The organism is uncultured Shewanella sp. (assembly GCF_947501665.1).
GTDB lineage: Bacteria > Pseudomonadota > Gammaproteobacteria > Enterobacterales > Shewanellaceae > Shewanella.
Window position 1 is genome coordinate 135689 of record NZ_CANMWS010000002.1, and the last position, 26896, is coordinate 162584.

A 26896-nucleotide genomic window follows, 5' to 3' on the forward strand; every position below is an offset into this window, starting at 1 on the left:
CTTTAAGTTAAACAATTGTACTTTGTACTTTGTACTTTATCAACAACCTCACCAAACTCATCATAGTCTATTGTTTTTAAAATAGTATCAATAATGATGCTCAATTCACTCACAACCCCCAATAACACAAAACCTCCATAATAAACCTTACTATGATGGTGTTCCTCTTTAATATCATTCAACATCATTGAAGAACTAGTTTCTATATTAGAAAGTAAAACATTTATTACCAATTGCAAGTCTACTACGTGTTCCCTTACTCTTTTATTAATATCAAAAACCACTTCAGAGACTGATCCCATAACACTACTTAATTCTTTTTCATATTTAACAAAAAGTTTTATATAATATTTTTTTTCCTGAAAACTATCAAAACGATTAAAAACATCATAAGCAGTAATAAGTTGTAAAGATAATCGACTACATGACAAATTAATCTCATGCATGTATTCTTCAATCATGTTACTTTTATGAAATGTATAACTGTAATCATTAATCAGAATAAAATTAGATTGCAAACTATGACTTACTTGATAAAATTGATCATTCAATTTTATCATATTTTTATTATTAACGTTTATTAAAGTAAGTAATAAATATTTTGCTTCATCTAAAATATTAGCAGAAGAACGCCTAAATTGTTGACGGGGATGTTCAGGCCAAAGAAAATGAGCCACTAAAAATGAAATAGAAAAGCCAATTAATGCTCCAGTGAGTTTACCTAATATTTCGTCTGAAGAACTTAATGGAAAAGCTTGACTACCAAAAGTCATCGTCATCCCAATACAAAATTGCACACCTGCATAGGCTATTTTAGCTGAGCCAGCGGCTAAATAAGTACCAAACAAAAATCCTGTAGCCATCCACACAATCAGCAGAATTAGATGATCTTGTGCATCGATAACCAGTATACCAACACTACTATAAATAACCCCTGAAATAATCCCAAATATCCACAAGGGTAACCGTAAATGGATCCCTCCAAGATTCACTTGGGCCAACATCACAACAATGCAAATAACAAGATAATCACTCGCAGGCACATTAGGTAAAGCAATATGAATAAGCAGCGCTATCGTTAAAGCTAACATCATCTTAATCGCACTTTTCGCACTATCTAAATGCAGCGTATTGTAATCTCTTTTCAAGCCAGATTTTATTATGTTTTTACTCTTCATAATCTCAATATCTTTGGTATTGAGATTATTAAAACTATTCATCAAGGCGGATATACTTTTATTTGCAGTATAAATGTGTACATAAATACCACTTAATATATGTGAGTTATATTTTTTACTCACGATTTCATTCTGAAAATAATCAATAATACTTTGCGATGATTCATGTCCTGAAAAGTACAATACTAAAATATCTAACCGACGTATTAAAGACATAATTTCACATTCAATATAACGGCGTGAATCAGTATCAATATCTTTATCATTCACTTGGATCAGTACAGACTCAATTAACCTAAAAGTGACAAATAAATGTAATAAAGCATCCAGTTGAACGAGTAATACTTGAAAATGAGGTGTATCATTACTCAATGGGGTTTTACGTGTTTTAATTAACTTTTCAATATTATAAAGCTCATTTAAGCTTATATTCAAATCAATACGATCAAATTTTTCTTTTTTTATAAAAGAATCTGAACTACTTTTTAATAAAAAAATATATTCCTCAATTATTCCATGATACACTTTTAATACATCTTTACTTTTTGGCAATGGCCAAACTAATTGCGTTATAAAACTCAATATCACTAAACCAATGACAAACTGCATAAACCATTGAATAACAAGTATTTCAGTTGTTTCAGAGGCTGAGCTAGCAGTAAAAGCTATCGTTACTGTCACAATAATAGAAAAAATAGCTGTAATTTGATAAGGCCAACGATTGCGCATTGTCTCGGCAACCCAATATGCTTGAGCAAATGAAACAATGACAGAAAAAAGAAGGAATAGATAAGGTTGTTGTGAGAAAAAATGAATACAAATACTCATTAATAAAGCACTCAATACCACCCCACAAATAAGTGATATTCCAGCAGTATAAGATTCATCTTTAGAGTAAAACATCAAAAATAAAGCTGGATAAATTGCAAATAACGTCAAAGGAAGTTGAAAAAAAGTAGCAAATACAATGATAAGTATAAAAATGAATGTAGCTCTGAAAGCATTAAACAACCTCATTTTTAACATATAAAGATGTAGGCTTCGAAATTTATCCAATGGGTAATCCATCAATTCATATCACTACTTAAACAATAACATAATTTTCAAATAGCACATGTGCTTCTACTTAGTATTCATTGCAATTGCTTTGAAGCTAAGTATTTTCTAAAGGTTTAGAAAATACTTAACTAACATTAAATTCAAAAATCAACCTATTGATATATTATTACATGTTGAAGTTGTAATTTACTCTGTTTTAAAATTCGACACTCTATCAGCCAAAGTTCCTCCAAGTGTAGCCTGCTCCTTGGCAGTAACTTCAACCTCTTTAGACAGCCGCGACATTTCAGATGCGGCGTCACTAATAGACGCAATATTACTACCAATATCCTCGGTCACTAAATGTTGCTCTTCTGCAGCACTGGCAATTTGTGTTGTCATGTCACGAATTTTTTCAACCGATATTTCGATATTATCAAACACAGTACTCACTAGCTCTGATAACTCAAGCGCCTGATTTGATTGAGTTAAGTTAACATCCATATTCTTTGACACTAACTTTGTTCGCTCTGTTAGCATGCCAAGTATATGATTAATTTCACCCGTTGAATCTTGAGTACGTTTTGCAAGATTCCGCACCTCATCAGCAACAACAGCAAACCCTCTTCCCTGCTCTCCCGCACGAGCAGCCTCAATAGCAGCATTAAGTGCTAATAAATTTGTTTGCTCAGCAATCCCCTGAATCGTTAACAAAATATTATTAATATTCTCTGTTTCCTGTTCCAGCTCCTGAATAACTTGATTAGATGTTTGAATACTGATCCCTAATTCTTGCACGCTCTTGATACTGGTCTTAATGACATCCTTACCATTTTGAGAAGCCTTTAAGCCTTCTTGAGAAACATCAGCAGTATCAGCACAATTTTTAGCCACATCATTCGCAGTAGCAGCCATTTGAGTCACAGCAGTGACAACCTGCTCAATGGCGATAAGCTGCTGATTTGAAGATTCAGCAACCTGCATAGCACTGTCACTTGCACGACTAGAAACACGATGAATACTTCCAGCATTATTTTTTATCCCCTGAATCATTGCCTGTGTCGTAGAAATAAATTGATTAAACCAATTAGCCAATTCACTGGTTTCATCTTTACTCTTAATATTTAATCGAGCAGTCAAATCACCTTCACCTTCAGCTAAGGTTTTGAGCTCACTTTTAACTTCATTAATAGGATCCACAATATGCTTAGCAAAAATAATCCCTAAAAAGACAAAAAGTGTAATCAATAAACCACTCACAATCACAGTAACCCAAATTAATTGAGTAGCAGAAGAAAATATTTCATCACTTTGCTTAAAACCGATGATTTTCCAGCCTAACGCTGTCGAGTCGACAATATTGGCCAAGTAACGAGTACCATTAATATCTAAATCTACTAAGCCAGAATCTGTCTCTGCAATTGTTTTAAAATAAGGTGCTTCAAGTGTTTTCAAAGCTTTAAAGTTATTATCGGGGTTGTTGGCATCGACCAGAATATTACCGTTACCTTCAACGATCATTAAGAAGCCTGTATGACCAAATTTAATTTTTTGTACCATTTCAGTCAGCGCCTTTACCGACACGTCTATGGCAACAACGCCTTCAAATTCATCTTGTTTATTCTTAAATGCTTTTAAGACAGAAACATAAACAGCATCATCAGGTTCCCAATAATAACCATCGATACGTTGTACTTGATAATTACCCTTTTCTCCTAAAGCAAACCAAGGTTCGTTGCGAGGATCCCAATTTTCATAATCTGCAGTACCGGGCCATTCCAGATACTGGCCCTCTTTATTACCCATATAGACAAAGCCTAAAGTAGGATTATTCTTTCCCACAGCACTGAATAATTCAAAGATTTCTTGTTCACGACCACCGTTAGCCATAGCCACTTGAGCTGGTTGACGTTTCTCACTGAAATAAGTACTGATCTCTCCTTTAGCAGTATCACGCACGATATTACTGTCGGCTAAAAAAGATACATTGTAGCTCAGTGAATCAAAGAAATGACTAAAAGATTGATCAACAATCGCAATGTCAACACTACTGGTTTGAATAAAATTAGTTTTAGCTTGTTCAATCACATTCTGTGATGTGATCACTGAAACAATGAATACAGGTAATAGTGCAATTGTTAAAAAGGCAAATATAAGTTTACTACGGATCGTTAGCATTCAGCTCTCCTGCAATAGCTAAGTAAATGACACACCAAACTTTAACATATCCTTATACAGTAAAACTCAATATCGCTAAAGTATTAAACAACTTAATCTTATAAAACATTAAAATAATGCCAAAGTGATCAGGCGTATTTACTATAACGTCAAAATATTTCATAAACTGCAATTTTGCCCACAATAAATAAAGCCCTAACGATCTAGGGCTGATTAACGGAGAGATGATGAAAAACGAGGCTTAACTTTCTTTTTTGTTTTCTATGTTTTCTTTATTTTCAGCATTTGCAGCCACTTTTTCTCATCCTCTTCAGCACGCTTGAGATCCCTCACGCCAAAAATGGCAAACCAGATAAAAAGGAGTCCAAAAACTCATTTTTTACCTAAAAATGAAAAATAACCAAAGTACTCCCCTTGAGCGAACACATATACAGATTTCCACCTAGATCTAAGCAATAAGCACTTCCCGCTGCTTATGACGCCTATGGTGTCATAAAAAAGGTGGTTGATAAACCAATAACATAATAACCCTAAAGGCTAAAATATAGCGTTTAGGTGAATAAAATCTTGCGGGCGTGGTTTTTTTCATTATTTAACGCTTCCTTGGATCGACCAATTAACGCAATATTGAGCAGTCACTCAACATTATTAAACCCGTGATCCTTCAAAAGTGGCCAGCAAAACTGACCACTTTTATTAAAGCAACTTTTAGTGCTCGTTCATCCTACGCCTCTGTATCCATCGCACCGCCTAAAGCCGATAAATGGCTTAATACATCAGCACTGGCTTTTTCCATTAAGTCTAAATATTGTACCGCTTTTGATTCATCACCTTGTTCAAGTGCATCTAAGGCAGAAATACCATTTTGATGTACGGCCACATGGGGTTTTTCTAACGCTCTGAAATAAGATAACGAAGCATATTTTTCAGCTCCTTCGCCTTGATAGTACCACTTACCTAAACGGCACATCGTATGATCGGCAAAATCACTCATGGTTTTATTCGACATGCCTAACATGACTTTATAGACTTCTAGCTTCCAAACAATATGATCCATCTTTACCGTTTGAATAAAACTTTTTGCCGTGGTGTTACTGATCACTGCATACATTTGCTGAGAAACTGATACGACTTCTTGGGTCGTACTTTGAATTGACTCAGAATTTTCTCTCACACTTAAACTATTGATACCCACATGCCCTATACCTTCTACGACACTATCCATCCCTTGATTGATTTGAGTTATCAAAGAAGCAATTTCGTTTGTCGCATCTGCCGAACGTTTTGCCAGCGCACGGACTTCATCAGCAACCACAGCAAATCCCCGCCCTTGTTCACCCGCTCTAGCGGCTTCAATGGCAGCATTTAATGCAAGTAAATTAGTTTGCTCTGTGATCCCCTGAATTAAGGTAATAAACCCATTTATCCCTTCTGTCACCGTTTTTAAATCAGCAATAGAACCAGAGACTTTATCTGTATCCGTATTAATCACTGATGTCGCATCGACAGTGGTATGCAGCAAGTCTATTATATTATCAAATAATGAGATTGAACCTTTAAAATCATCACGGTTCACCACTAAAGAGTTTGCAGAGTCTGCAATTTCTTCACGAATGCCAATAATCATATCTGCAGAATTCAACCAAAGCTCATTTAACCCTTGTTGATGAGTTAAAGCTTGTTTACCTTCTGATATTTTTTGAGCAAGCACATCGCTATTATCAGCTCTATTGGCTAGCTCTTCTTTTAAGAATGCAATCTCTTTGACTTGCTCTTTATTGATACGCTCAAGATCTGCAATTTTTTTTGTACTTCTGAAAAACATTTCAATATTATCTCTATAGGGTTAAAGCCATCCATCAAACTCAGCAGCCCCAGTTAAACAATAACATACCGTATAGTTTGATGACGTTGAGTGCTAAAAAAGTAAAGCCCTATTACCAAATAAGCTCCTTTTTGCCACTCCCAACCAAGTCAGGTTGAAAATCTAATGTTATTTAAGTGCAACAAGGGTTTGTTGACCTTTCGTGGTTAAATGATGTTCGAACTAAAAGTGTTTAAATCGCGGTGTAGTAGAGCGCACCTTAGTCTTCTAAGCCCCCTTTCCTTTTAATTAAAAGGTCTACAACAAAGAGTAAAACACCTTTAAACGGCTCCTCTTGACAGCATTTGTGGTATCTTTTTACTGCGTTATCGCTTACTTAGTCACGACTCCAAGAATGAAGGAGGTAGCACGACGTTTGAACCCAAGCCGACGACTCCAAAGATGGAGAAGATAGAGCGACATCTGGAATCAAAGCCGAAAATAACGACACAGCATAAACTCTTACTTGCTTAAAGCCCAATAAACTGCTGCAGAAATCATCACCAAAGATCTGCAGCCCCTAGCACTTAATATTTTTCATAGCATATAATCCTTTAAAATATTCGCCCAATGGCCAGTAATAAGCGGATAAAACACACTCAAAACGGTATCATGATTTAAAGCAAAAAATAGAAATCTCGACTTTAGTCCAACTCCATAAGAAGTATAAGCGACCCAAAAAAACCAGAACTCGAACAAAAAAGTATCAAATTTGACAATAAAATCTTTGTTGATACGAAAAATCAGCTTATTTTAAATCTAGCCTATTATTATTTAAGATATTTTTTCATAAAAAACAAAAATAATTAAGGCAAATATATTGATATTAGAATCAAAGTCACACAATTATCGATTCAACTTTAGTTTACCAACCTTCACCCCCTTATGACATCCAAACTGGAAAATACAACGAGACTGCAACAAAGTCTCCCCTAAAGTTAAAAAACTCACATTAGCCTCTTTAAATCTAAGTAAAAAATAACACTCAATTTAATGATAAACACAAGCAATTTAAAAGATAAAAAACTTCTAGTCCCAGATCATTGTATTGCTCTCAAAGCTATTGTACTCTTCGCACCACAAAAACAAATAAAGAGTAAAAAATAGCTGAAACGGGAACTTAATACTTTTGTATATTCGATAATTTGAAATCCACTACAGCAGTCCCAGTAGATTGTTAACTCTATTTATAGAAGTATTTGCTATCGTTTTCTAAAACAACTATAAGCCATAAAAAATCAAAAACGGTCCATGATATGATCTCCAATGAAAGCTAAGCACCCTAACGCCACGACAACGCCAGAAATGAGAGCCTTCATTCAAGTTTCTCAATTAAGCGTAAAACAACTCGCTAAAGTACTGAACATCAGTGAAGCCACTGTTCGTAAATGGCGTAAACGAGATTCAACTGATGATGGCTCAGCAACGCCTCATCACCTCAATACAACACTGACGCCGCTACAAGAATTTGTTGTGGTGGGGCTGCGTGGACAATTAAAAATACCGCTAGACAAGTTACTCAATGCCACACAGACCTTTATTAACCCCAATGTGTCACGTTCAGGGCTCGCTCGTTGCCTTAAACGTCATGGCGTTTCCCAACTAAAAACAGTCTCTAAAAGTGCATTACCTGACGATTACTTCAATCAACTTCCTTTGATGAAAAACAGTCATTTAACCACTTATATCCTTAACTCTGAAACCTTGGCTCAAACGTTAGATTTACCCAGTGCCAGTGCCAAAGATGTGGTTCAAATTGTATCTATCACAATCCCAGCTCAATTAGGTCATATTCCCTCTCTAAATGAGCAAGCTAATGGCACCACAAAAGGTGCCACAATAAACACTCAAAATATAATTGATACCGATAAACCCAGTAACGTTTTTGTCAGTACAGATCCTAAAAGTGACTGGTTATATTTAGATATTTATCAAGGTTGTCATAAGCAAGCAGCGGAACGTTATATGGCCTACGTACTTAAATACGGCCCTTTTTCTTTACGACGTTTATTATCACGAAATTATCGTATTTTTTTAAAGCATTTTCCTGATATGGCCAATGCACGACAAACGCAACTCTCTCACACGCCTTATATTAACATCGACGCAGACACCTCTGCGATCACTGGAGACTCAGTATGAGCTCAATCAAAAATAACACATCTAATGAGAAGCACATGGATCCCCGTTTAAACAAACGATTAAAAGATACACCCATTGCGATTGTCGGCATGGCCAGCCTATTTGCTCATTCACGTTATTTAGATCAATTTTGGGATCTTATCAGTGATCAAATTGATGGCATCACGGATGTCCCTGCAAGCCACTGGCAAGCACAAGACTATTTCGATGCTAACAAATCGACGCCAGATAAAACCTATTGCAAACGTGGAGGTTTTTTACCTGAAGTCGATTTCAACCCTATGGAGTTTGGTCTGCCGCCCAATCTGTTAGAACTCACAGATACTTCGCAATTACTCTCTTTATTAGTAGCAAAAGATGTATTAGCCGATGCAGGGATCACCGATAATACAGATAAAAATAACATTGGTATCACCTTAGGTGTGGGCGGAGGGCAAAAAATCAGCCATAGCTTAGCAACCCGCTTGCAATATCCAGTATTAAAGAAAGTCTTTAAAGAAAGTGGCATCACTGACAACGACAGTGAAATGCTGATCAAGAAGTTTCAAGATCAATATGTTCACTGGGAAGAAAACTCCTTTCCAGGTTCACTCGGCAATGTCATTGCAGGTAGAATTGCTAATCGATTTGACTTAGGTGGCATGAATTGTGTCGTAGATGCCGCTTGTGCAGGTTCTTTAGCTGCTATGCGCATGGCCATTAGCGAACTGGTTGATGGCCGCAGTGATATGATGATCACTGGAGGAGTCTGTACAGATAACTCACCTTACATGTACATGAGTTTTTCTAAAACACCAGCATTTACTACTCAAGAAGTCATCCAACCTTTTGATATTGACTCCAAAGGCATGATGATTGGTGAAGGAATAGGTATGGTGGCCCTCAAGCGTTTAGAAGATGCTGAACGCGATGGCGATAGAATATATTCTGTTATCAAAGGCGTCGGCTCTTCATCTGATGGTAAATTTAAAAGTATTTATGCACCAAGACCTGAAGGTCAAGCAAAAGCACTGAAACGCGCCTATGATGATGCAGGCTTTGCGCCACACACATTAGGTTTAATCGAAGCACATGGCACTGGCACGGCTGCGGGTGATGTAGCTGAATTTAATGGCCTAAAAAGTGTCTTCAGTGAAGGTTGTGATAAAAAACAACATATTGCCTTAGGCTCCGTTAAATCACAAATTGGCCACACTAAATCTACGGCAGGCACTGCTGGGCTCATAAAAGCCGCATTAGCACTGCACCATAAAGTCCTGCCTGCCACCATTAATGTATCCCAGCCTAATCCAAAACTGAATATTGAAGACTCACCCTTTTATCTCAATACTCAAACCCGCCCTTGGTTACCCAGAATCGATGGTACGCCAAGGCGTGCAGGTATTAGCTCTTTTGGATTTGGGGGAACAAACTTCCACTTTGTACTTGAAGAATATCAACCAGAACATCAACGACCACAGCAAACAGAAGCATCTAACGCCAGTCCTATTCCCAATGGATATCGTCAGCGTCAAGTTGCACAAACATTTTTATTCAGTCAAACCACTCTCGCAGCGCTATTATCTCAATTAACACAAGTATTGACTGAGGCTAAACGCACTGATGAGCCTATCAACCTGATTGCACAAACCTACCCCCTAAGGGCATTGGTCCCTACCGCACCACGAATAGGCTTTGTGGCAAATAACACCCAAGAATTGATTGTAAAATTAAACTTCGCAATTAATGAGTTAAACCAAAATAAAGCCGCACATTGGACATTAGCAAATGGCACGAGTTTTCGCGCTGAAGCGTTAATTCACAGCAACAATAACGCCACAGGCCCTGATGCCAAGGTTGCTGCACTTTTTGCAGGACAAGGCAGCCAATATGTCAACATGGGAATAGAGTTAGGCTGCCATTTCCCTGAAATCCGCACACAATTTTCCTTAGCGGATCAGGTTTTTGCCCGTCATCTGGGTGAAACAGTCTCTGAGCAAGTGTATCCTCAACCCGTTTTTAATAAACACGATGAAAAAGCCCAAGCGGTAAATCTGACTCAAACACGCTATGCCCAGAGCGCCATAGGCGCACTCTCAATGGGGCAATATGAATTATTCACTCAAGCAGGCTTTCACGCAGACATGGTCGCAGGCCATAGTTTTGGTGAGCTCACAGCCTTATGCGCTGCAGGCGTGATTAAACAAGAAGATTATTATCAGTTAGCTTTTGCTCGAGGCCAAGCCATGTCTCAAGTACCTGACGGAACGGATGCCGGTGGTATGGCAGCAGTAATGACTTCGCAAGCCGATGATTTAGAAAAAATACAACATTGCCTAGACAATATCAAAGGCGTCAAGATTGCTAATTATAACTCTCCAACTCAATTTGTGATTGCCGGAGAAAATCAAGCATTAACACTCGCCAGTAATGAGCTTAAAAGCCTAGGCTTAAAAGTCATTTCTTTGCCTGTGTCAGGGGCATTTCATACCTCTTTGGTTGCCCACGCACAAACACCTTTTGCTAAAGCCATTGATAAAGTGAGTTTCACAAAACCTAAACGCACACTTTATAGCAATAGTACAGCAAAAGCCTATGCCAATAACGCCAATAGTATAAAAGCTGGCTTTAAACAACATATGCTGCAATCAGTCCATTTTAGCCAACAAATTGAAGCCATGTATCATGCTGGCGCCCGTATATTTGTTGAATTTGGCCCCAAAAGTACCCTACAAAAACTCATATTAGACACTTTAAATGATAAACAAGATGAGCTCTGTGTCGTCAGCATTAATCCCAAAGCAAGCTTTAATCATCAGCAAAACAGTGATCAACAATTGCGTCAAGCGGCGCTTGAAATCGCTGTCGCAGGCGTTACTTTAACGACACTCGATCCTTACCAAGCTGCGACTCGCTTACCTGAAAAACTCACTCCCATGACGATTAAGCTCTCGGCGACCAATCACATCAGTCAAGTCACGAAAAATAAAATGGTAAGCTCCTTGGCTTCGGGTAAAATTTCTCCCGTTATTCAAGATAAGATCATTGAAAAAGAAAAAATCGTTGAAGTTGAAAAGGTCATTGAAAAAGTTGTTGAAGTTGAAAAAGCCGTTGAAAGCATAGCCCAAAACAGTATTGAAACAAAAACAGCTATTCACTCTCCTGTACACACAAGTACAGTGACGCAAACTGTCACACCGCAAATCAATATCACTCCTCAACCAGAGAACCCAAGTGCCGTGTCTAATGATAATTCCGCATTAAGCCAATTTTTTGCAGCCCAACAACAAACAGCCCAATTACACCAAGAGTTTTTGAATATTCCACAGCAATATAATGACACTGTGACCCACATGATGGTTGAGCAAACTAAAATAGTCAATGCTGGTATCACTATCCCCACAGCACTTGAAAAATCGATGTCACAATTCCATCAACATCAAGCCGATACATTAAAAAGTCATGCTCAATATTTGACATTACAAAATCAAAGTAACCATGCTGTGCTGGCACTGCTTGAGCAAACTAAAAGTGAACACAGCACACAAATACCAACGGTTCTTCAGCCTATAGAAGCAGGGCAGCTTGAGTCTAAACATCATCAAGCAGCAGCAACTGACTTGACCCATGCCGCTCAAGCACAAACAAGCACAGTGACTATCCCTCAAGAGTCGATACCAAGTACAAAACACACACCACGGCAAACACAAACGACGCCTGTCTCTACTCCAAACAAATCAGCTAAAAGCTTAGCAACACAGTCTCGCCCACAACAGGCATTACAATCAAATAACATTGAGATAAACCTGATAAAAACGAGCATGCTCAGCGTTGTCAGTGAGAAGACGGGTTACCCCACAGATATGCTTAATCTTGATATGGACATGGAAGCAGATTTGGGTATCGACTCCATCAAGCGAGTGGAAATTCTTGCCTCTGTGCAAGATAAGCTGCCCAACCTGCCTGAATTAAGCCCAGATGATTTAAGTGAATGCCGCACCTTAGGTGACATTGTCACTTACTTAAATAGTCAAAGCTCAGACAATCAAAATCCTGAGCCCCAACATCTAGGCAGCCAAGATTTAGGTCACCAAAACTTAAATACTCATTACACAAACAATCAAAGCTCATCCATTGACAGTCGTCAAGCAGTGGCACCTCATGCTAGCAATACAATCAGTGCTAACAACCAAAACATTCAAACGTGTATGCTCAGCGTTGTCAGTGAGAAGACGGGTTACCCCACTGATATGCTTAATCTTGACATGGACATGGAAGCAGATTTGGGTATCGACTCCATTAAACGGGTGGAAATTCTTGCCTCTGTGCAAGATAAGCTGCCTAATCTGCCTGAATTGAACCCTGATGATTTAAGTGAATGCCGCACCTTAGGTGACATTGTCACTTACTTGAACAGTCAAAGCTTATCCATTGACAGTCATCAAGCAGTGGCACCTCATGCTAGCAATACAATCAGTGCTAACAACCAAAACATTCAAACGTGTATGCTCAGTGTTGTCAGTGAGAAGACGGGTTACCCCACTGATATGCTCAACCTTGACATGGACATGGAAGCGGATTTGGGTATTGACTCCATTAAACGGGTGGAAATTCTTGCTTCTGTGCAAGATAAGCTGCCTAATCTGCCTGAATTGAACCCTGATGATTTAAGTGAATGCCGCACCTTAGGTGACATTGTCACTTACTTAAACTGTCAGAGCATAAACGGTCAAAATCCATCGACAGATAATGGCCTTCAAGTCATTAAAGATGTGGCCGTCAGCAATTCGAATATTCAAACCTGTATGCTCAGCGTTGTCAGTGAGAAGACGGGTTACCCCACTGATATGCTTAATCTTGACATGGACATGGAAGCGGATCTGGGTATCGACTCCATCAAACGGGTGGAAATTTTAGCTTCTGTGCAAGATAAGCTGCCTAATCTGCCTGAATTGAACCCCGATGATTTAAGTGAATGTCGCACCTTAGGTGACATTGTCACTTACTTAAACAGCCAAAACCCTGATGTCCAAGACTCAGATAACCAAGGATTAAATAACCAAAGCCCAGACAACCTAAGCTTAAACGGTCAAAGTCCATCAACAGATCACGGCCTTCAAGTGACTCAAAGTGTGACCGTCAGCAATTTGAATATTCAAGTGTGTATGCTTAGCGTCGTCAGTGAGAAGACGGGTTACCCTGTTGATATGCTTAATCTTGACATGGACATGGAAGCGGATTTGGGTATCGACTCCATTAAACGGGTGGAAATTTTAGCTTCTGTGCAAGATCAATTACCAAATCTGCCAGAATTGAATCCAGATGATTTAAGTGAATGCCGCACCTTAGGTGACATTGTTAATTACTTAAACAGCCAAAGCTCTGATCCCCAAGACTTAGATAACCAGAGCTTAAATAGCCAAAGCCCAGACAACCTAAGCTTAAATGGTCAAAGTCCATCGACAGATAACGGCCTTCAAGTCATTAAAAGTGTGACCGTCAGCAATTCGGACATTCAAACGTGTATGCTCAGCGTCGTCAGTGAGAAGACGGGTTACCCTGTTGATATGCTCAACCTTGAAATGGACATGGAAGCAGATCTGGGTATCGACTCCATCAAACGGGTGGAAATTTTAGCTTCTGTGCAAGATCAATTACCAAATCTGCCTGAATTGAATCCAGATGAATTAAATGAATGCCGTTCATTAGGTGAAATCACGGCGTATTTAAACACGAGCACAAAAAACAGTAATATTGACACCCACACAGCAAAATCCGCTGCCATCAATGTCACCCAACTTCCTCCACACAGCGAGATCAGTCTAAAAAAGCAACCTGCGGCAGCTAAGCCTACAGCATTAAGTCATGCTGCCGCATACGGTAACAAGGCTTGCATGATCATTGTAGATGATGGCCATAATGCAGGCGTACTGGCTGAAAAAATGACACAAGCGGGATTGGATGTAGCTGTAATGTTACTGCCCGAAGGGTATGCTCAATCCCCATTGAATGCAGCAACAAAATCCATTCAAGTGGCAGAATTAGATGAAACAAGCATCACATCAGCTTTGAAGCACCTGCTTGAGCAAGTTGACGCAATTGCAGGCATTATTCATTTACAACCACAATCCCTTTCAGTTCAAGAAGTCATCCATAATCCCCTCAATTTAGATGATACAAGTTTACTGCATATTAAACATGCTTTCTTATGGGCTAAGGTACTTCAACCTCACCTCGATATTGCAAAACACAATGCTAACAAAAACAATGCTGACAAACACAATTCAACGGCATTAAGACGAAGCTTCATTAGCGTTAGTCGCATCGATGGTGGTTTTGGCTACATGAACGCAAAACACATACAAGACGCCGAGTTAAATCAGGGAGCATTAGCCGGTCTGACTAAAACCTTGAGTCATGAGTGGCCCATGACAAGGTGTAAAGCACTGGATATTTGCCCTCAATTAGACGCCAGTGCAATGAGTACAGCCATTCTCAATGAACTGTTTAACCCTAATGAACATGAAATTGAAATAGGGATCAATGCACAAGCACGATACCAACTGATCCCAGAGTCTCCCCTTAAAACATCGACTCAGGACATTAGTCAGGCAAGTATAAGTCCTTCAAAAGTCACTCGTACCGACAAAATATTGGTCACAGGTGGCGCAAAGGGGGTCACGCTGGAATGTGCCTTAAGGTTAGCAAAATCTACCCAAGCTCACTTTATTCTTGCAGGCCGTAGCGAACACTTAAGCCTTAATCAAAGACCTGAATGGGCAAAAAACCAACCATTAAGTGGATTGAAAACCGCAGCGATTAACTATGAGTTGTCTCAAGGCAAGACTCCCACGCCTAAGCAAATAGAGACCTTAATCTGGCCTATCCAAAGCAGTTTAATGATAGATGAAGCATTAGCCGCATTTGAGCAAGTTGGTGCCAGTGCCGAATACCTCAGCATGGACGTAAGCGATAAGACTTCTGTCATATCGAGCCTAGAAAATATTGTTTCAATCACTGAGATCACAGGATTAATCCACGGTGCAGGTGTGCTTGCTGATCAACATATTCAACATAAAACACTGGATGAGTTTAGTCGTGTTTACCACACTAAAGTGGCTGGATTGCAATCACTGCTAACGATACTGGATGTAAGCAAACTTAAATTAGTGGCGCTTTTTTCTTCTGCGGCAGGATTTTACGGTAACGAAGGCCAAAGCGATTACGCTATGGCTAATGAGATTTTAAATAAAGCTGCATTGCAATTGCACTACAAACATTCACACACTAAGGTCATGAGCTTTAACTGGGGTCCATGGGACGGGGGAATGGTCAGCCCCGCACTAAAGAAAATGTTTACAGAGCGAGGAGTGTATGTCATCCCCGTTGAGGCTGGTGCCAAGCTTTTCACTCAAGTACTCACCCATGAGCACAACATAGCCCCGCATTCAGTTCAATTATTGATTGGAAACTCTATGCAAGGACGCAATCAAGAAAACCAAGCCACATCATCACAAACTCAAGGTACAGCCTCAAAAAAGCGTAATGCGAGTGATGTGAGTTTATCACAGCACTCGCGCACCCTTGAAACACCTGCAATGTTAGATATTCAAGCACTTTTTAGTCATAGTGAAAAGCTCACCTTTACCCAAGAATTTAAGCTGGCTGACATGCCTTTTATTGAAGATCATTGCATTGCCGGTCACCCTGTTTTGCCCACTGTATGCGCAATCCAGTGGATGAAGCAAACCGCAATCGATATACTCAATAAACACGCTGGAAGCAAAGCAATCCTTACCAATATGCAGGTTATTGTTAAGGATTATAAACTCCTTAAAGGGGTGATTTTTGATCGCGTGGACTGCAAGACATTAACCTTGTCCTTCAGCACAGACGCAGACAATGCGCTCATGGCTGTCATCCATTGCGACGCTATTCCTCAGTACAGTGCCCGCTTAATGGTACAAACTTTTGCGACTGTCAATCAAACGGACCCCTGTATCAATGCACTCACAGATACATTATCCACTGAAATAGCTAATTTTACAGCAATTTCAGGCAATACCTTATATCGTAATGCCAGCCTGTTTCACGGACCTAGATTGCAAGGTATTGACAGAATTATATATTTTAATGATACCTGCTTACTGGCAAGCTGTCTTTTACCGACAGTGCTCAAAGAGGACTGCGGCCTATTTGCACCAAGTACAAAGCAAGGTGAAAGCCAGCCCTTTGCAGAAGATTGCTTACTGCAAGCCATGCTCATATGGGCAAGGCTGAAATATGATGCAGCAAGTCTTCCCTCAAGTATTGGTGAATTGACAACTTATTCCCCTTTAATGGCAGGCGAGCAGGGTACGATAAAACTTGACGTCATCAAGAGCACTAAACGCACGTTACTGGCTAATGTTGTGCTTTATCATCAAGATGGACAAATAAGCGCCGTGATGAAATCCGCTAAAATCACCATAAGCAAAAATTTGAATGCCGCTTTTAGTGCCCATTCAAATACCGCTCATGTACTCACAACAAAAGAGCCAAGCCGTGATCTTAGCCAATAGCCCCACAAATATTGCTAACAATCAGGCTCAAACAAGCAAGAGTGATATGCCATTGCGCATAGCACTCTTTGCTTTACCTAATGCCCAATCACTCCAACACGCATTGGCTAAGGTGAGCCTGTCCTATCTTAGCCTAGTTGAAGCCCAATGTAATATTGTCGACATTACACTCAATCGCTTTGAAACTGACTTACATTCAGCGGTCCATCAATTAATCAATGATGGATCAACTGAGGCTAATTCGAGTGCAGTGCTGATCAGCAATGAGCAGCACTGCTTATTGATGCTACCCGCATTACAAGCTGCAAAACTAAAATGGCCGTCCCATGCCATTTTATCGAGCATGCAGTTAGCCCCTTTGAACACACAATCAAACACAATACAAACACTGCAAAACAAAGCGGTATTACAGGCAAAACTCACTCATCGCCAAACAGACATAAAACACCATACTTATTATGGACAAAACCAAGATAAGAAATTTGCCAAGCTCATAGCAATAATCAATCAGCTTACTACCCGCACATATCAAAATAACCATCACACGGCCTTTTGGTTTTCCGCTCCCTTTAAAGGCAGAATTGCAACGCTAACTTGTGTTACTTCACATGACAAGTCACTGCCTGACTCGGCTACATGCCCCTTAGAAGCTGAAAAACCAGTATCAAGTATGCTTTTATCTCAAGGCAGTCACCTCGCTGATCCCAAACCGCTACTCGATAACAGTAGGCTGTTTTTTATTATTACTGGGGAAAATCATACTGAACTCAATCACAAATTAGTTCAGCTGCAAACAGCAATAAATGGCTCAAACAGTGATATTGTTCAGCTAATGAAACACAATTTAGTGAATTTTACCCAACAGCAACACGCATCTAAAGTGGGTATGGATGCCGCTCCAACTCCCCCGATATTGACACTGGTGCTACAAGCCAAATCATCGTCTGCGCTCATACAAGAAATCACAGGGATGTTAACAGCATTACCTAACGCTTTAGCGCAGCAGAAACACTACCACACGCCCGCTGGCAGCGTATTCATCCCCGCTCCTCTCGGTGAGAAAGGGCTCACTTTTGTTTATCCTGGTGTGGGCAGTATTTACTCAAATATGTTCAATGATCTGCATGTCTATTTTCCAACGCTATTTGCCCAGCTCGAACAAGAAGGCCCATTGAGTGCCATGTTACAAGCTGAAAAGGTGTATTGCGCGCATAGGCACTCAGCTGAAAATCAGACAGTTCCGACTAAAACGAGTGCAAAACTAAATGATATGTCACTGGCGGAGCTGGCTATTGCAGGTGTTGGTTCTAGTTATCTATTCACTCAATTGCTCATTCAAGAATTTAAATTAACACCTCACTTTGCATTAGGTTACTCAATGGGAGAGGCCGCAATGTGGGCCAGTTTAGGCGTGTGGAAAGCACCTCATCAATTCATTAATCAAACCTTAAATAGCCCATTATTCACGACTATGATGTCCGGACCACTCACCACAGTTCAGCAAGCTTGGCAAAATATAACGCCCCTTCAACCGGCATTAAACTGCAAAGACAACCCCATTCAGTGGAATAGCTTTTTGGTCAGAGCCAATGCAGATGAAATAAACGCTCTCTTACCGCAATATCCACGAGCATACCTCGCCATCATTCAAGGGGATACTTGTATTATTTCAGGTTGTGAGTACCAATGTTCAGCCTTACTCAGCACATTAAAAAAGCGGGGGATTGCAACCAATAGAGTGACAGCAATGCACACACCACCCGCTATGCTGGTGCACAGTGAGCTGGCCAAATTTTACCATCAAGAGGTTCAATCTCAGTCCAATAAACAGGCAATAAACACACAATTTATTGTGACATCACAAGCACAAGCTTTCAGCAAGCAGCAAAGGGACGATACCATCGCCATTACCGCAGACAACATCGCTCACTCTTTAGCAGATAACTATTGTCAGCTCCTAGACTTTCCCACACTCGTTCAAAAAGCCCAACGAAAGGGAGCCAAATTGTTTTTAGAAGTGGGTGCAGACAGGCAAAACACGACTTTAATGGATAAAATATTCAAACAAAACCTTAAACAACAAAATCCGTCTCATGCAATGGCTATCAACGCCAAAGGTGGCGAGAGTATTACCGATATACTCAAAGTCTTAGCTCAGCTCATTAGCCATAATGTGCCTGTGTCTATAGCGCCTTTATTAATGAGTTTTAAAGAAGATAACCCCCACTCTATCTCGCCATTATCCCATGACTTATTTGACAAAGGAGAAGTCAGTGTCTTCTCATAAGCCTTTAATAAAAAATCCTTCAATACAAAATAAAGTTGCTATTGTCGGCCTAGCCGCGCTCTACCCTAATGCCGACAGTCCTCATGCTTTTTGGCAAAATTTACAGCAAAAAAAAGATGCTAGAAGTCAATTAACTACCGACAAGCTCAATGCCAATATCAGTGACTTTCAAGGCCAGCAAGGACAAGCCGATCGCTTTTACTGTGATAAAGGCGGCTACATTCAAAATTTTCATTTTAACCCAAGCGGTTATCACATTGCTGAAGCGGATTTACAGCATTTAGATAGCAGTCTGCAGTGGGCGCTACACACTTGCTCTGAAGCATTACACGATGCCAATATCAGTCTAAATGAGACAATTTTGTCAAAAACAGGGATTGTCATGGGTACCCTATCTTTCCCTACACAGCAATCTAATCAGCAATTTTTACCCCTTTACCATAAGATCGTTGAAAAAGCATTACAGACCACGCTCTCCATTGGCGATAAAACAGACTTTACGCTATGCTCTTTTTCTTTAATCGACAAGCCCGCTCTTTATTCACCACAAGACAATATCGATTCCCCAGTGAACCTCACCGGACACGATGGTAATATTGCCCATAATGCATCAAAAATTATCAGTGATGCACTGGCACTAAAAGGCCCTCAGTTAAGTCTAGATGCAGCTTGTGCAAGCTCCGTTTATTCTCTCAAACTTGCTTGTGACTATTTACATACTCGCAAGGCTGATGTCATGCTTGCTGGGGCCGTTTCAGGCGCTGATCCCTTCTTCATTAATATGGGATTTTCTATTTTTCATGCTTACCCTGAGCACGCTTCACCCAAAAATGAAATATCGGCCCCTTTTGATGCGAAAAGTAAAGGACTGTTTGCCGGAGAAGGGGCTGGTGTTTTAGTCCTCAAAAGGCTAGATGATGCCCTACGAGACGGCGATCACATCCATGCTGTCATCGACAGTATCGGTTTATCCAATGACGGCAAAGGCAAATTCGTTCTTAGCCCAAATAGCAAAGGACAAGTGAATGCGTTTAAGCGGGCCTACAATGCCAGCAGCATCACGCCTGCACAGGTAGAAGTCATTGAATGCCATGCCACAGGTACCCCCTTAGGCGACAAAGTAGAACTCACCTCGATGGAAGATTTTTTCATCGATAAGCTTGATACTAGCCCTGCACCGCTGATTGGCTCTGCCAAATCAAATTTAGGTCACTTATTAACCGCAGCAGGCATGCCGGGGATCATGAAAATGATCTTTGCCATGAAAACCGGTCAGTTGCCTCCTAGTATCAATATCGAATCAACCATTCAATCACCTAACGGCTTATTTGGTGCACATAACATTCCCACACAAGTGACTCAATGGCCAAGTAAACATGAGTCTGGCATTTCTCAGCGCCATGCGGGCGTCTCAGTATTTGGTTTTGGCGGGTGTAACGCACACCTTATTTTAAGCCGCTATGAAACCCTTAACGCCCCCTTGTCCACCAGCACAATGTCTGCGCCTCAATCATTAGCGATTACTGGGATCGCTGCACATTTTGGCCCACTAAAAAATATTCACGCTTTCAATCAGGCCATTGAAGAAGATAAACATGCTTTTATTTCTTTACCAGAACAACGTTGGAAAGGCATAGAAAAACACCCCGATATTTTGACGCAGTTTGGATTAAACGCAGCCCCTAAAGGGGCCTATATTGATCAATTTGAATTGGATTTTTTACGTTTTAAGCTTCCGCCAAATGAAGATGATAGGCTGATCCCTCAACAACTGCTATTAATGAAAGTGGCAGATGAAGCCATTATCGATGCAAAATTACAAGCAGGCCAAAACGTTGCCGTGCTGGTGGCCATGGAAACCGAACTTGAACTGCATCAATTTCGTGGACGCGTTAATTTACACAGCCAACTGGCACACAGCCTTAAAGACCATGGTATTACCTTAACAGCTGATGAGTATCACGCACTCGAGTCCTTAACCATGGACAGTGTGCTTGATGCTGCCAAGCTCAATCAATACACCAGTTTTATCGGCAATATCATGGCCTCGCGCATTGCGGCGCTATGGGATTTTAATGGGCCTGCTTTTACGATTTCAGCCGCTGAGCAATCTGTTAACCGGTGTATTGATGTTGCCCAAAACCTCATGGCCGTCAACTCAATTGACGACCCTCTTAGGCAAGATCCTCTTCAAGCTGTTGTGATAGCCGCAGTTGACTTATCGGGCAGTATTGAGCAAGTCATGGTGAAGAATCAACTACAACAAGTCGAAGCACATCCAGATAGAGCCACTGCTTCCCATAAAAAGTGGGCACTAGGAGAAGGAGCCGGTGCGATTGTACTGATCCCTGAACAGACCGAACCAAGCAATACTCGCAGCTATGCATATATCGATAATGTTGACTTTAATCCATCCCTGCAAGTACACGCTCTCAACGATTACGCACTATTAGAAACCTGCGTTGCACCCAGTCAACATGCTCCAATACTCAGGCAGGCTAAAGTTGATCTCCTTGCGCAAATGCCGCAAGCAAAGCATATTCAAGCCAGTCATCGCATTGGTCACAGTTTTGCCGCTGCGGGCATGGCCAGTTTACTCCATGCCCTATTAAATCTACATAAAAACACGGCGCTAACTGCACAGCCAAAGCACAACAAAAAAGCATTAATTGCCACCTTTATCGACAAACAACACTCACTGTTAACGTTAAGGCAAAATGCCCCCCAGCAGCAAACATTAACTCAAAAGCTGACACTTGAAAAAACACCGTCCAAAGCGCCTCAAGAAGAAGCCAAGATAAAAGTCATTAAACACGTTGTTTTAGGCGGCCGCGATATCTATCAACATATTTCATCAAGCCCTTTGCAACATAAAAACAACATAATAAACAAAGTCACCAATGCATTAATGCAAAAAAAGCCATTAGTAGACAATACATTGATACCGGAATCCTCGCAGATAAACACCATGAAGAAATCACCGACATCCGCATCACCTCTGTCCAATCCAAATCAGCAAGATAAGTTAGCAGCACATGTAACGCAGCTACAAAAAAATCAAACGCTAGCTCAACAGGCGCATAGCGACTTTTTAGCTAGCCGTAGCACAGGGCTCAAAATCGCTGATGCCCTGTTAACGTCTCAATTAAGATCTGAATTAAATACACTGAACACCAGTACTCAAAATACAACCCCTACCGATTTAGACGTCACAAGCGTACCGAGCAGTGCATTTACCCCCTATCAGTCCCCCATTCCTGAGCATAAACCTTGTATTTGGGATTATCATGATTTAGTCGAGTATGCAGAAGGGGACATTGCCAAGGTATTTGGACCTGAATATGCCGTTATCGATCAATACTCACGCCGCGTTCGTCTGCCTACTACAGATTATTTATTGGTATCGCGCGTCACTAAAATCGATGCAGAAATTAATCAATATCGGCCCTCAACCATGACCACTGAATACGATATTCCAATGGATGCGCCTTATTTAGTCGATGGACAAATTCCTTGGGCTGTTGCCGTTGAGTCTGGTCAGTGTGATTTAATGTTAATTAGTTATCTCGGCATCGATTTTGAAAATAAAGGTGAGCGAGTATACCGTTTACTCGACTGTACCTTAACCTTTTTAGGCGACTTACCTCGTGGCGGCGACACCTTAAAATACGACATCAGCATTAATCACTTCGCCCGTAATGGTGACACCTTATTATTCTTTTTCTCTTACCACTGCTATGTTAATGATGTATTAATCCTCAAAATGGATAACGGCTGTGCAGGCTTTTTTACCGATGCAGAGCTCAGCGATGGTAAAGGTGTTATTCGCACAGAGGCCGAAATCAAAGCCAGACTAAAGGCCTTAAATGGCCCTAAACAACACTTTACTCCCTTACTTCAATGCCAGCAGACACAATTTGATCATCAATCGATCCGCCATTTATTAACCGCTGATTTAGTCGGTTGTTTTGGCAGCAGCCATGAGCGAGTAAATGGCCATGGCCAAAGTGCTAAGCAAAAATCCTTATGTTTCGCCTCTGAAAAATTCTTGATGATAGAAACGGTTAGCCATGTTGAGCCAAAAGGCGGTGCATGGGGATTAGGAATACTCGAAGGGCATAAGCAATTAGCGGCAGATCATTGGTATTTTCCCTGTCATTTTAAAGACGATCCTGTAATGGCAGGTTCATTAATGGCGGAAGGCTGCGGCCAATTATTACAATTTTATATGCTGTATCTGGGCATGCATACTCAGACTCAAAACGGTCGTTTCCAACCATTAGAAAATGCCGCTCAGCAAGTCCGTTGTCGTGGTCAAGTACTACCACAATCAGCCATATTAACCTATAAAATGGAAGTCACTGAAATAGGCTTAAGCCCTTACCCTTATGCCAAGGCGAATATCGATATTTTACTGGATGGTAAAGTCGTGGTGGACTTTCAACACTTAGGTGTCATGATAAAAGAAGAAAGTGAATGTACCCTTTATAACCATTCCCCCGTCATTCAACCTACTACTTCACACTCCAATCCGCCCAATCTCAACCCAAATGCACCTTTGATGCAAAAAATACCCAATATGCACGCTAGCCTCAATAAAGGCGTACGGCCATTAACCCATTATCCCGCTCCTATGATGGCAGGTTCACCTAATAGGCAACCCGATACCTTACCCTTTACCCCCTTTCATTTATTTGAATTTGCAACAGGGGATATCGAGCAGTGCTTTGGCCCTGAGTTTGCCATTTATCGCGGTTTGATCCCACCAAGAACCCCTTGTGGAGATTTACAACTCACCACAAGGGTGATAGACATTAAAGGCACTCGAGGCGAATTAAATAAACCTGCTTCTTGTATTGCAGAATATGACGTCCCCGAACAGGCTTGGTATTTTACCAAAAATAACCACCAAGCCAGTATGCCTTACTCTATTTTGATGGAAATAGCCTTACAGCCCAACGGTTTTATTTCAGGATATATGGGCACCACTTTGGGCTTTCCAGGTGAAGAGTTATTTTTTAGGAACCTAGACGGTAAAGGCAAGCTACTGCTAGAAGTTGACTTAAGAGGTAAAACAATAGTTAATCACTCGCATTTATTGTCCACCGTCATTGCCGGAAGCAATATTATTCAAAGTTTCACCTTTGAGCTCAGTTGTGACAATCAAGCCTTTTATAAGGGTGAAGCTGTCTTTGGTTATTTTAAAGCTGCAGCGCTCAAAGATCAGCTTGGACTGGATAAAGGTCAAATCACTCAGCCTTGGCATATTGCCAATAAAGTCAAAGTTGATCATCACATTGATTTACTCGATATGCTAGCGCCCCATTCCAGTTTGAGTGCTAAAAAGCCTTCTTATTTTATCGCGCCAACCGATAAACCCCATTATAAGTTAGCGGGTGGACAGCTCAACTTTATTGACAAAGTCGATATCGTTGAAACGGGAGGGAGCCATCAATTAGGGTATTTATTTGCCCAGCGAACGATTGATGCTAGCGATTGGTTTTTCCAATTTCATTTTCATCAAGATCCTGTCATGCCGGGCTCTTTAGGTGTGCAAGCAATTATTGAACTGATGCAAACCTACGCCATTAATCAAGGTTTAGGCAAAACGTTTACGAACCCGAAATTTGAACAAATACTGTCAAACATCCAATGGAAATATCGTGGACAAATTAATCCCTTAAATAAACAAATGTCACTGGATGTGCATATTACCAAAATTCAAAAAACGCCAGAAAAAGTTATCATTGTAGGTAATGCAAATATCAGTAAAGATGGGCTACGTATTTATGAAGTGACTGACATTGCCATTGGGATCACATCTGAACAATGCTAACCAAGCCAACAAAAAATAACAGGGTGACACCTAAATGAAATCTATGATAAAAAATGAATCGTTAACCCCTTGGCCGTGGCAAGTTAATATTTCAAAACTTGCCTTTGATCTTAATAGCCTAGCCAGTCAACTTAAAGACTTTAGTCAATGTTGTTATCTTGTTGAACACAACGATAAAGGTCTAGGCATAAGTCATGATGCAGAGATTATCAATCCTGAGTCATTAACACCTTCAAGCCCGACAACAGGAAAAACATCAAATGTATTGCCCGTCAGCGCCTTTGCACCAGCTCTGGGTACTCAAAGTTTAGGGGATAGTCATTTCAGACGTGTTCACGGCGTAAAATACGCTTATTATGCTGGCGCAATGGCAAATGGGATCTCATCAGAAGAATTGGTCATCGCATTAGGAAAAGCTGGCATTTTATGCTCTTTTGGTGCTGCAGGGCTCATCCCATCAAGAGTGGAAGCGGCTATTGTTCGTATTCAAGCCGCTCTCCCTCAAGGTCCCTATGCGTTTAATCTCATTCACAGCCCCAGTGAACCCGCATTAGAGCGCGGCTCAGTTGAGTTATTTTTAAAACATCAAGTTCGCACTGTTGAGGCCTCGGCCTTTTTAGGCTTAACGCCACATATTGTTTATTACCGCGCGGCAGGTTTAAGCCTTGATAGCAAAGGACAAATAAACATTGCCAATAAAGTCATCGCCAAAGTAAGTCGCACCGAAGTCGCCACTCATTTTATGCAACCTGCGCCAGTTAAAATACTGCAAAAACTCAAGGATGAGGGACTTATCAGCAGCGAACAAATGGAGCTTGCTCAACAGGTTCCCATGGCTGATGACATCACAGCTGAAGCCGATTCAGGCGGTCACACAGATAATCGTCCCTTAGTCACTTTATTACCCACATTACTCGCCCTAAAAGACAATATACAGAAACAATACCAATACCCCACACCACTTCGAGTCGGTGCAGGTGGCGGTATTGGCACGCCAGATGCGGCACTTGCCGCTTTTAATATGGGCGCAGCGTATATCGTCACAGGCTCTGTAAATCAGGCCTGCATTGAAGCTGGGGCCAGTGAACACACCAGAAAATTGCTTTCAACAACGGAGATGGCTGATGTAACTATGGCGCCTGCAGCCGACATGTTTGAAATGGGCGTTAAACTGCAAGTGATAAAACGTGGCACCCTATTTCCTATGCGCGCCAATAAACTTTATGACATTTACACCCGTTTCGATTCCATCGATGACATTCCAGCTGATGAACGAGAAAAACTTGAACAACAAGTCTTTCGCGCCAGCCTAGATACGATATGGCAAGGCACCGTCAAGCATTTTAATGAGCGCGATCCAAAGCAAATAGAGCGGGCACTTAACCATCCAAAACGTAAAATGGCGCTAATTTTTAGGTGGTATTTGGGCCTTTCAAGTCGCTGGTCAAACACTGGTGAAGTGGGCCGTGAAATGGATTACCAAATCTGGGCAGGGCCTGCATTAGGCGCCTTTAATCAATGGGCGAAAGGCAGCTATTTAGCCCATTACCAACAAAGACAAGCCGTGGATGTCGCCAAACACATTTTATATGGCGCCGCTTACTTAAATCGAATCAATTTTATTACCTCACAAGGAATAAAACTGCCTAACGAATTATTACGCTGGCAAGCTAACCAAAAAATGGGATAGGCGATATAACTTAATATTGATACAGTTAGCCCTAATTTAAGTTAAAAATAAAGGTGGGATAATGTTCTACCTTTGACTTTTACAGATGACATCTTAACTGTTTATCCCGCCTCTCATATATGGCTAAATCAATTTAAAATGAT

The 26896-nt window shown here is 40.7% G+C and carries 8 protein-coding genes; 5 read left to right on the forward strand and 3 right to left on the reverse strand.

The window, feature by feature from the left end; genetic code table 11:
* Nucleotides 1-2: 2 nt before the first annotated feature.
* From Q0976_RS02080 to Q0976_RS02090, 3 genes are all read right to left on the reverse strand, one after another.
* Nucleotides 3-2234, reverse strand: coding sequence for a hypothetical protein (locus Q0976_RS02080; RefSeq protein WP_299490436.1), 2232 nt, complete (start codon nucleotides 2232-2234; stop codon nucleotides 3-5).
* A gap of 189 nt (nucleotides 2235-2423) precedes the next feature.
* A complete protein-coding gene (locus Q0976_RS02085) occupies nucleotides 2424-4394 on the reverse strand; it encodes a methyl-accepting chemotaxis protein (protein WP_299490438.1) in 1971 nt (656 codons plus the stop codon).
* A gap of 724 nt (nucleotides 4395-5118) precedes the next feature.
* A complete protein-coding gene (locus tag Q0976_RS02090) occupies nucleotides 5119-6219 on the reverse strand; it encodes a methyl-accepting chemotaxis protein (protein WP_299490440.1) in 1101 nt (366 codons plus the stop codon).
* A gap of 1305 nt (nucleotides 6220-7524) precedes the next feature.
* Here Q0976_RS02090 and Q0976_RS02095 point away from each other — a divergent pair.
* From Q0976_RS02095 to Q0976_RS02115, 5 genes are read left to right on the forward strand one after another with little or no spacing between them, the layout of a single operon-like run.
* Entirely contained in the window at nucleotides 7525-8400 is an 876-nt protein-coding gene (locus tag Q0976_RS02095; RefSeq protein WP_299490442.1) for a helix-turn-helix domain-containing protein, read from the forward strand.
* A complete protein-coding gene (locus Q0976_RS02100) occupies nucleotides 8397-16940 on the forward strand; it encodes a type I polyketide synthase (protein ID WP_299490444.1) in 8544 nt (2847 codons plus the stop codon). Before Q0976_RS02095 ends, Q0976_RS02100 begins: the two co-directional genes overlap by 4 nt.
* The gene (locus Q0976_RS02105) at nucleotides 16864-19227 is read left to right on the forward strand and encodes a PfaB family protein (RefSeq protein WP_299490446.1); all 2364 of its coding nucleotides are present in this window, start codon (nucleotides 16864-16866) and stop codon (nucleotides 19225-19227) included. The genes Q0976_RS02100 and Q0976_RS02105 overlap by 77 nt, the downstream gene beginning before the upstream one ends.
* Complete coding sequence (locus Q0976_RS02110) at nucleotides 19214-25063, forward strand: beta-ketoacyl synthase N-terminal-like domain-containing protein (protein WP_299490448.1); 5850 nt, start codon at nucleotides 19214-19216, stop codon at nucleotides 25061-25063. The genes Q0976_RS02105 and Q0976_RS02110 overlap by 14 nt, the downstream gene beginning before the upstream one ends.
* Before the next feature lie 34 nt (nucleotides 25064-25097).
* The gene (locus Q0976_RS02115) at nucleotides 25098-26753 is read left to right on the forward strand and encodes a PfaD family polyunsaturated fatty acid/polyketide biosynthesis protein (protein ID WP_299490450.1); all 1656 of its coding nucleotides are present in this window, start codon (nucleotides 25098-25100) and stop codon (nucleotides 26751-26753) included.
* The last annotated feature ends 143 nt before the right edge of the window (nucleotides 26754-26896 follow it).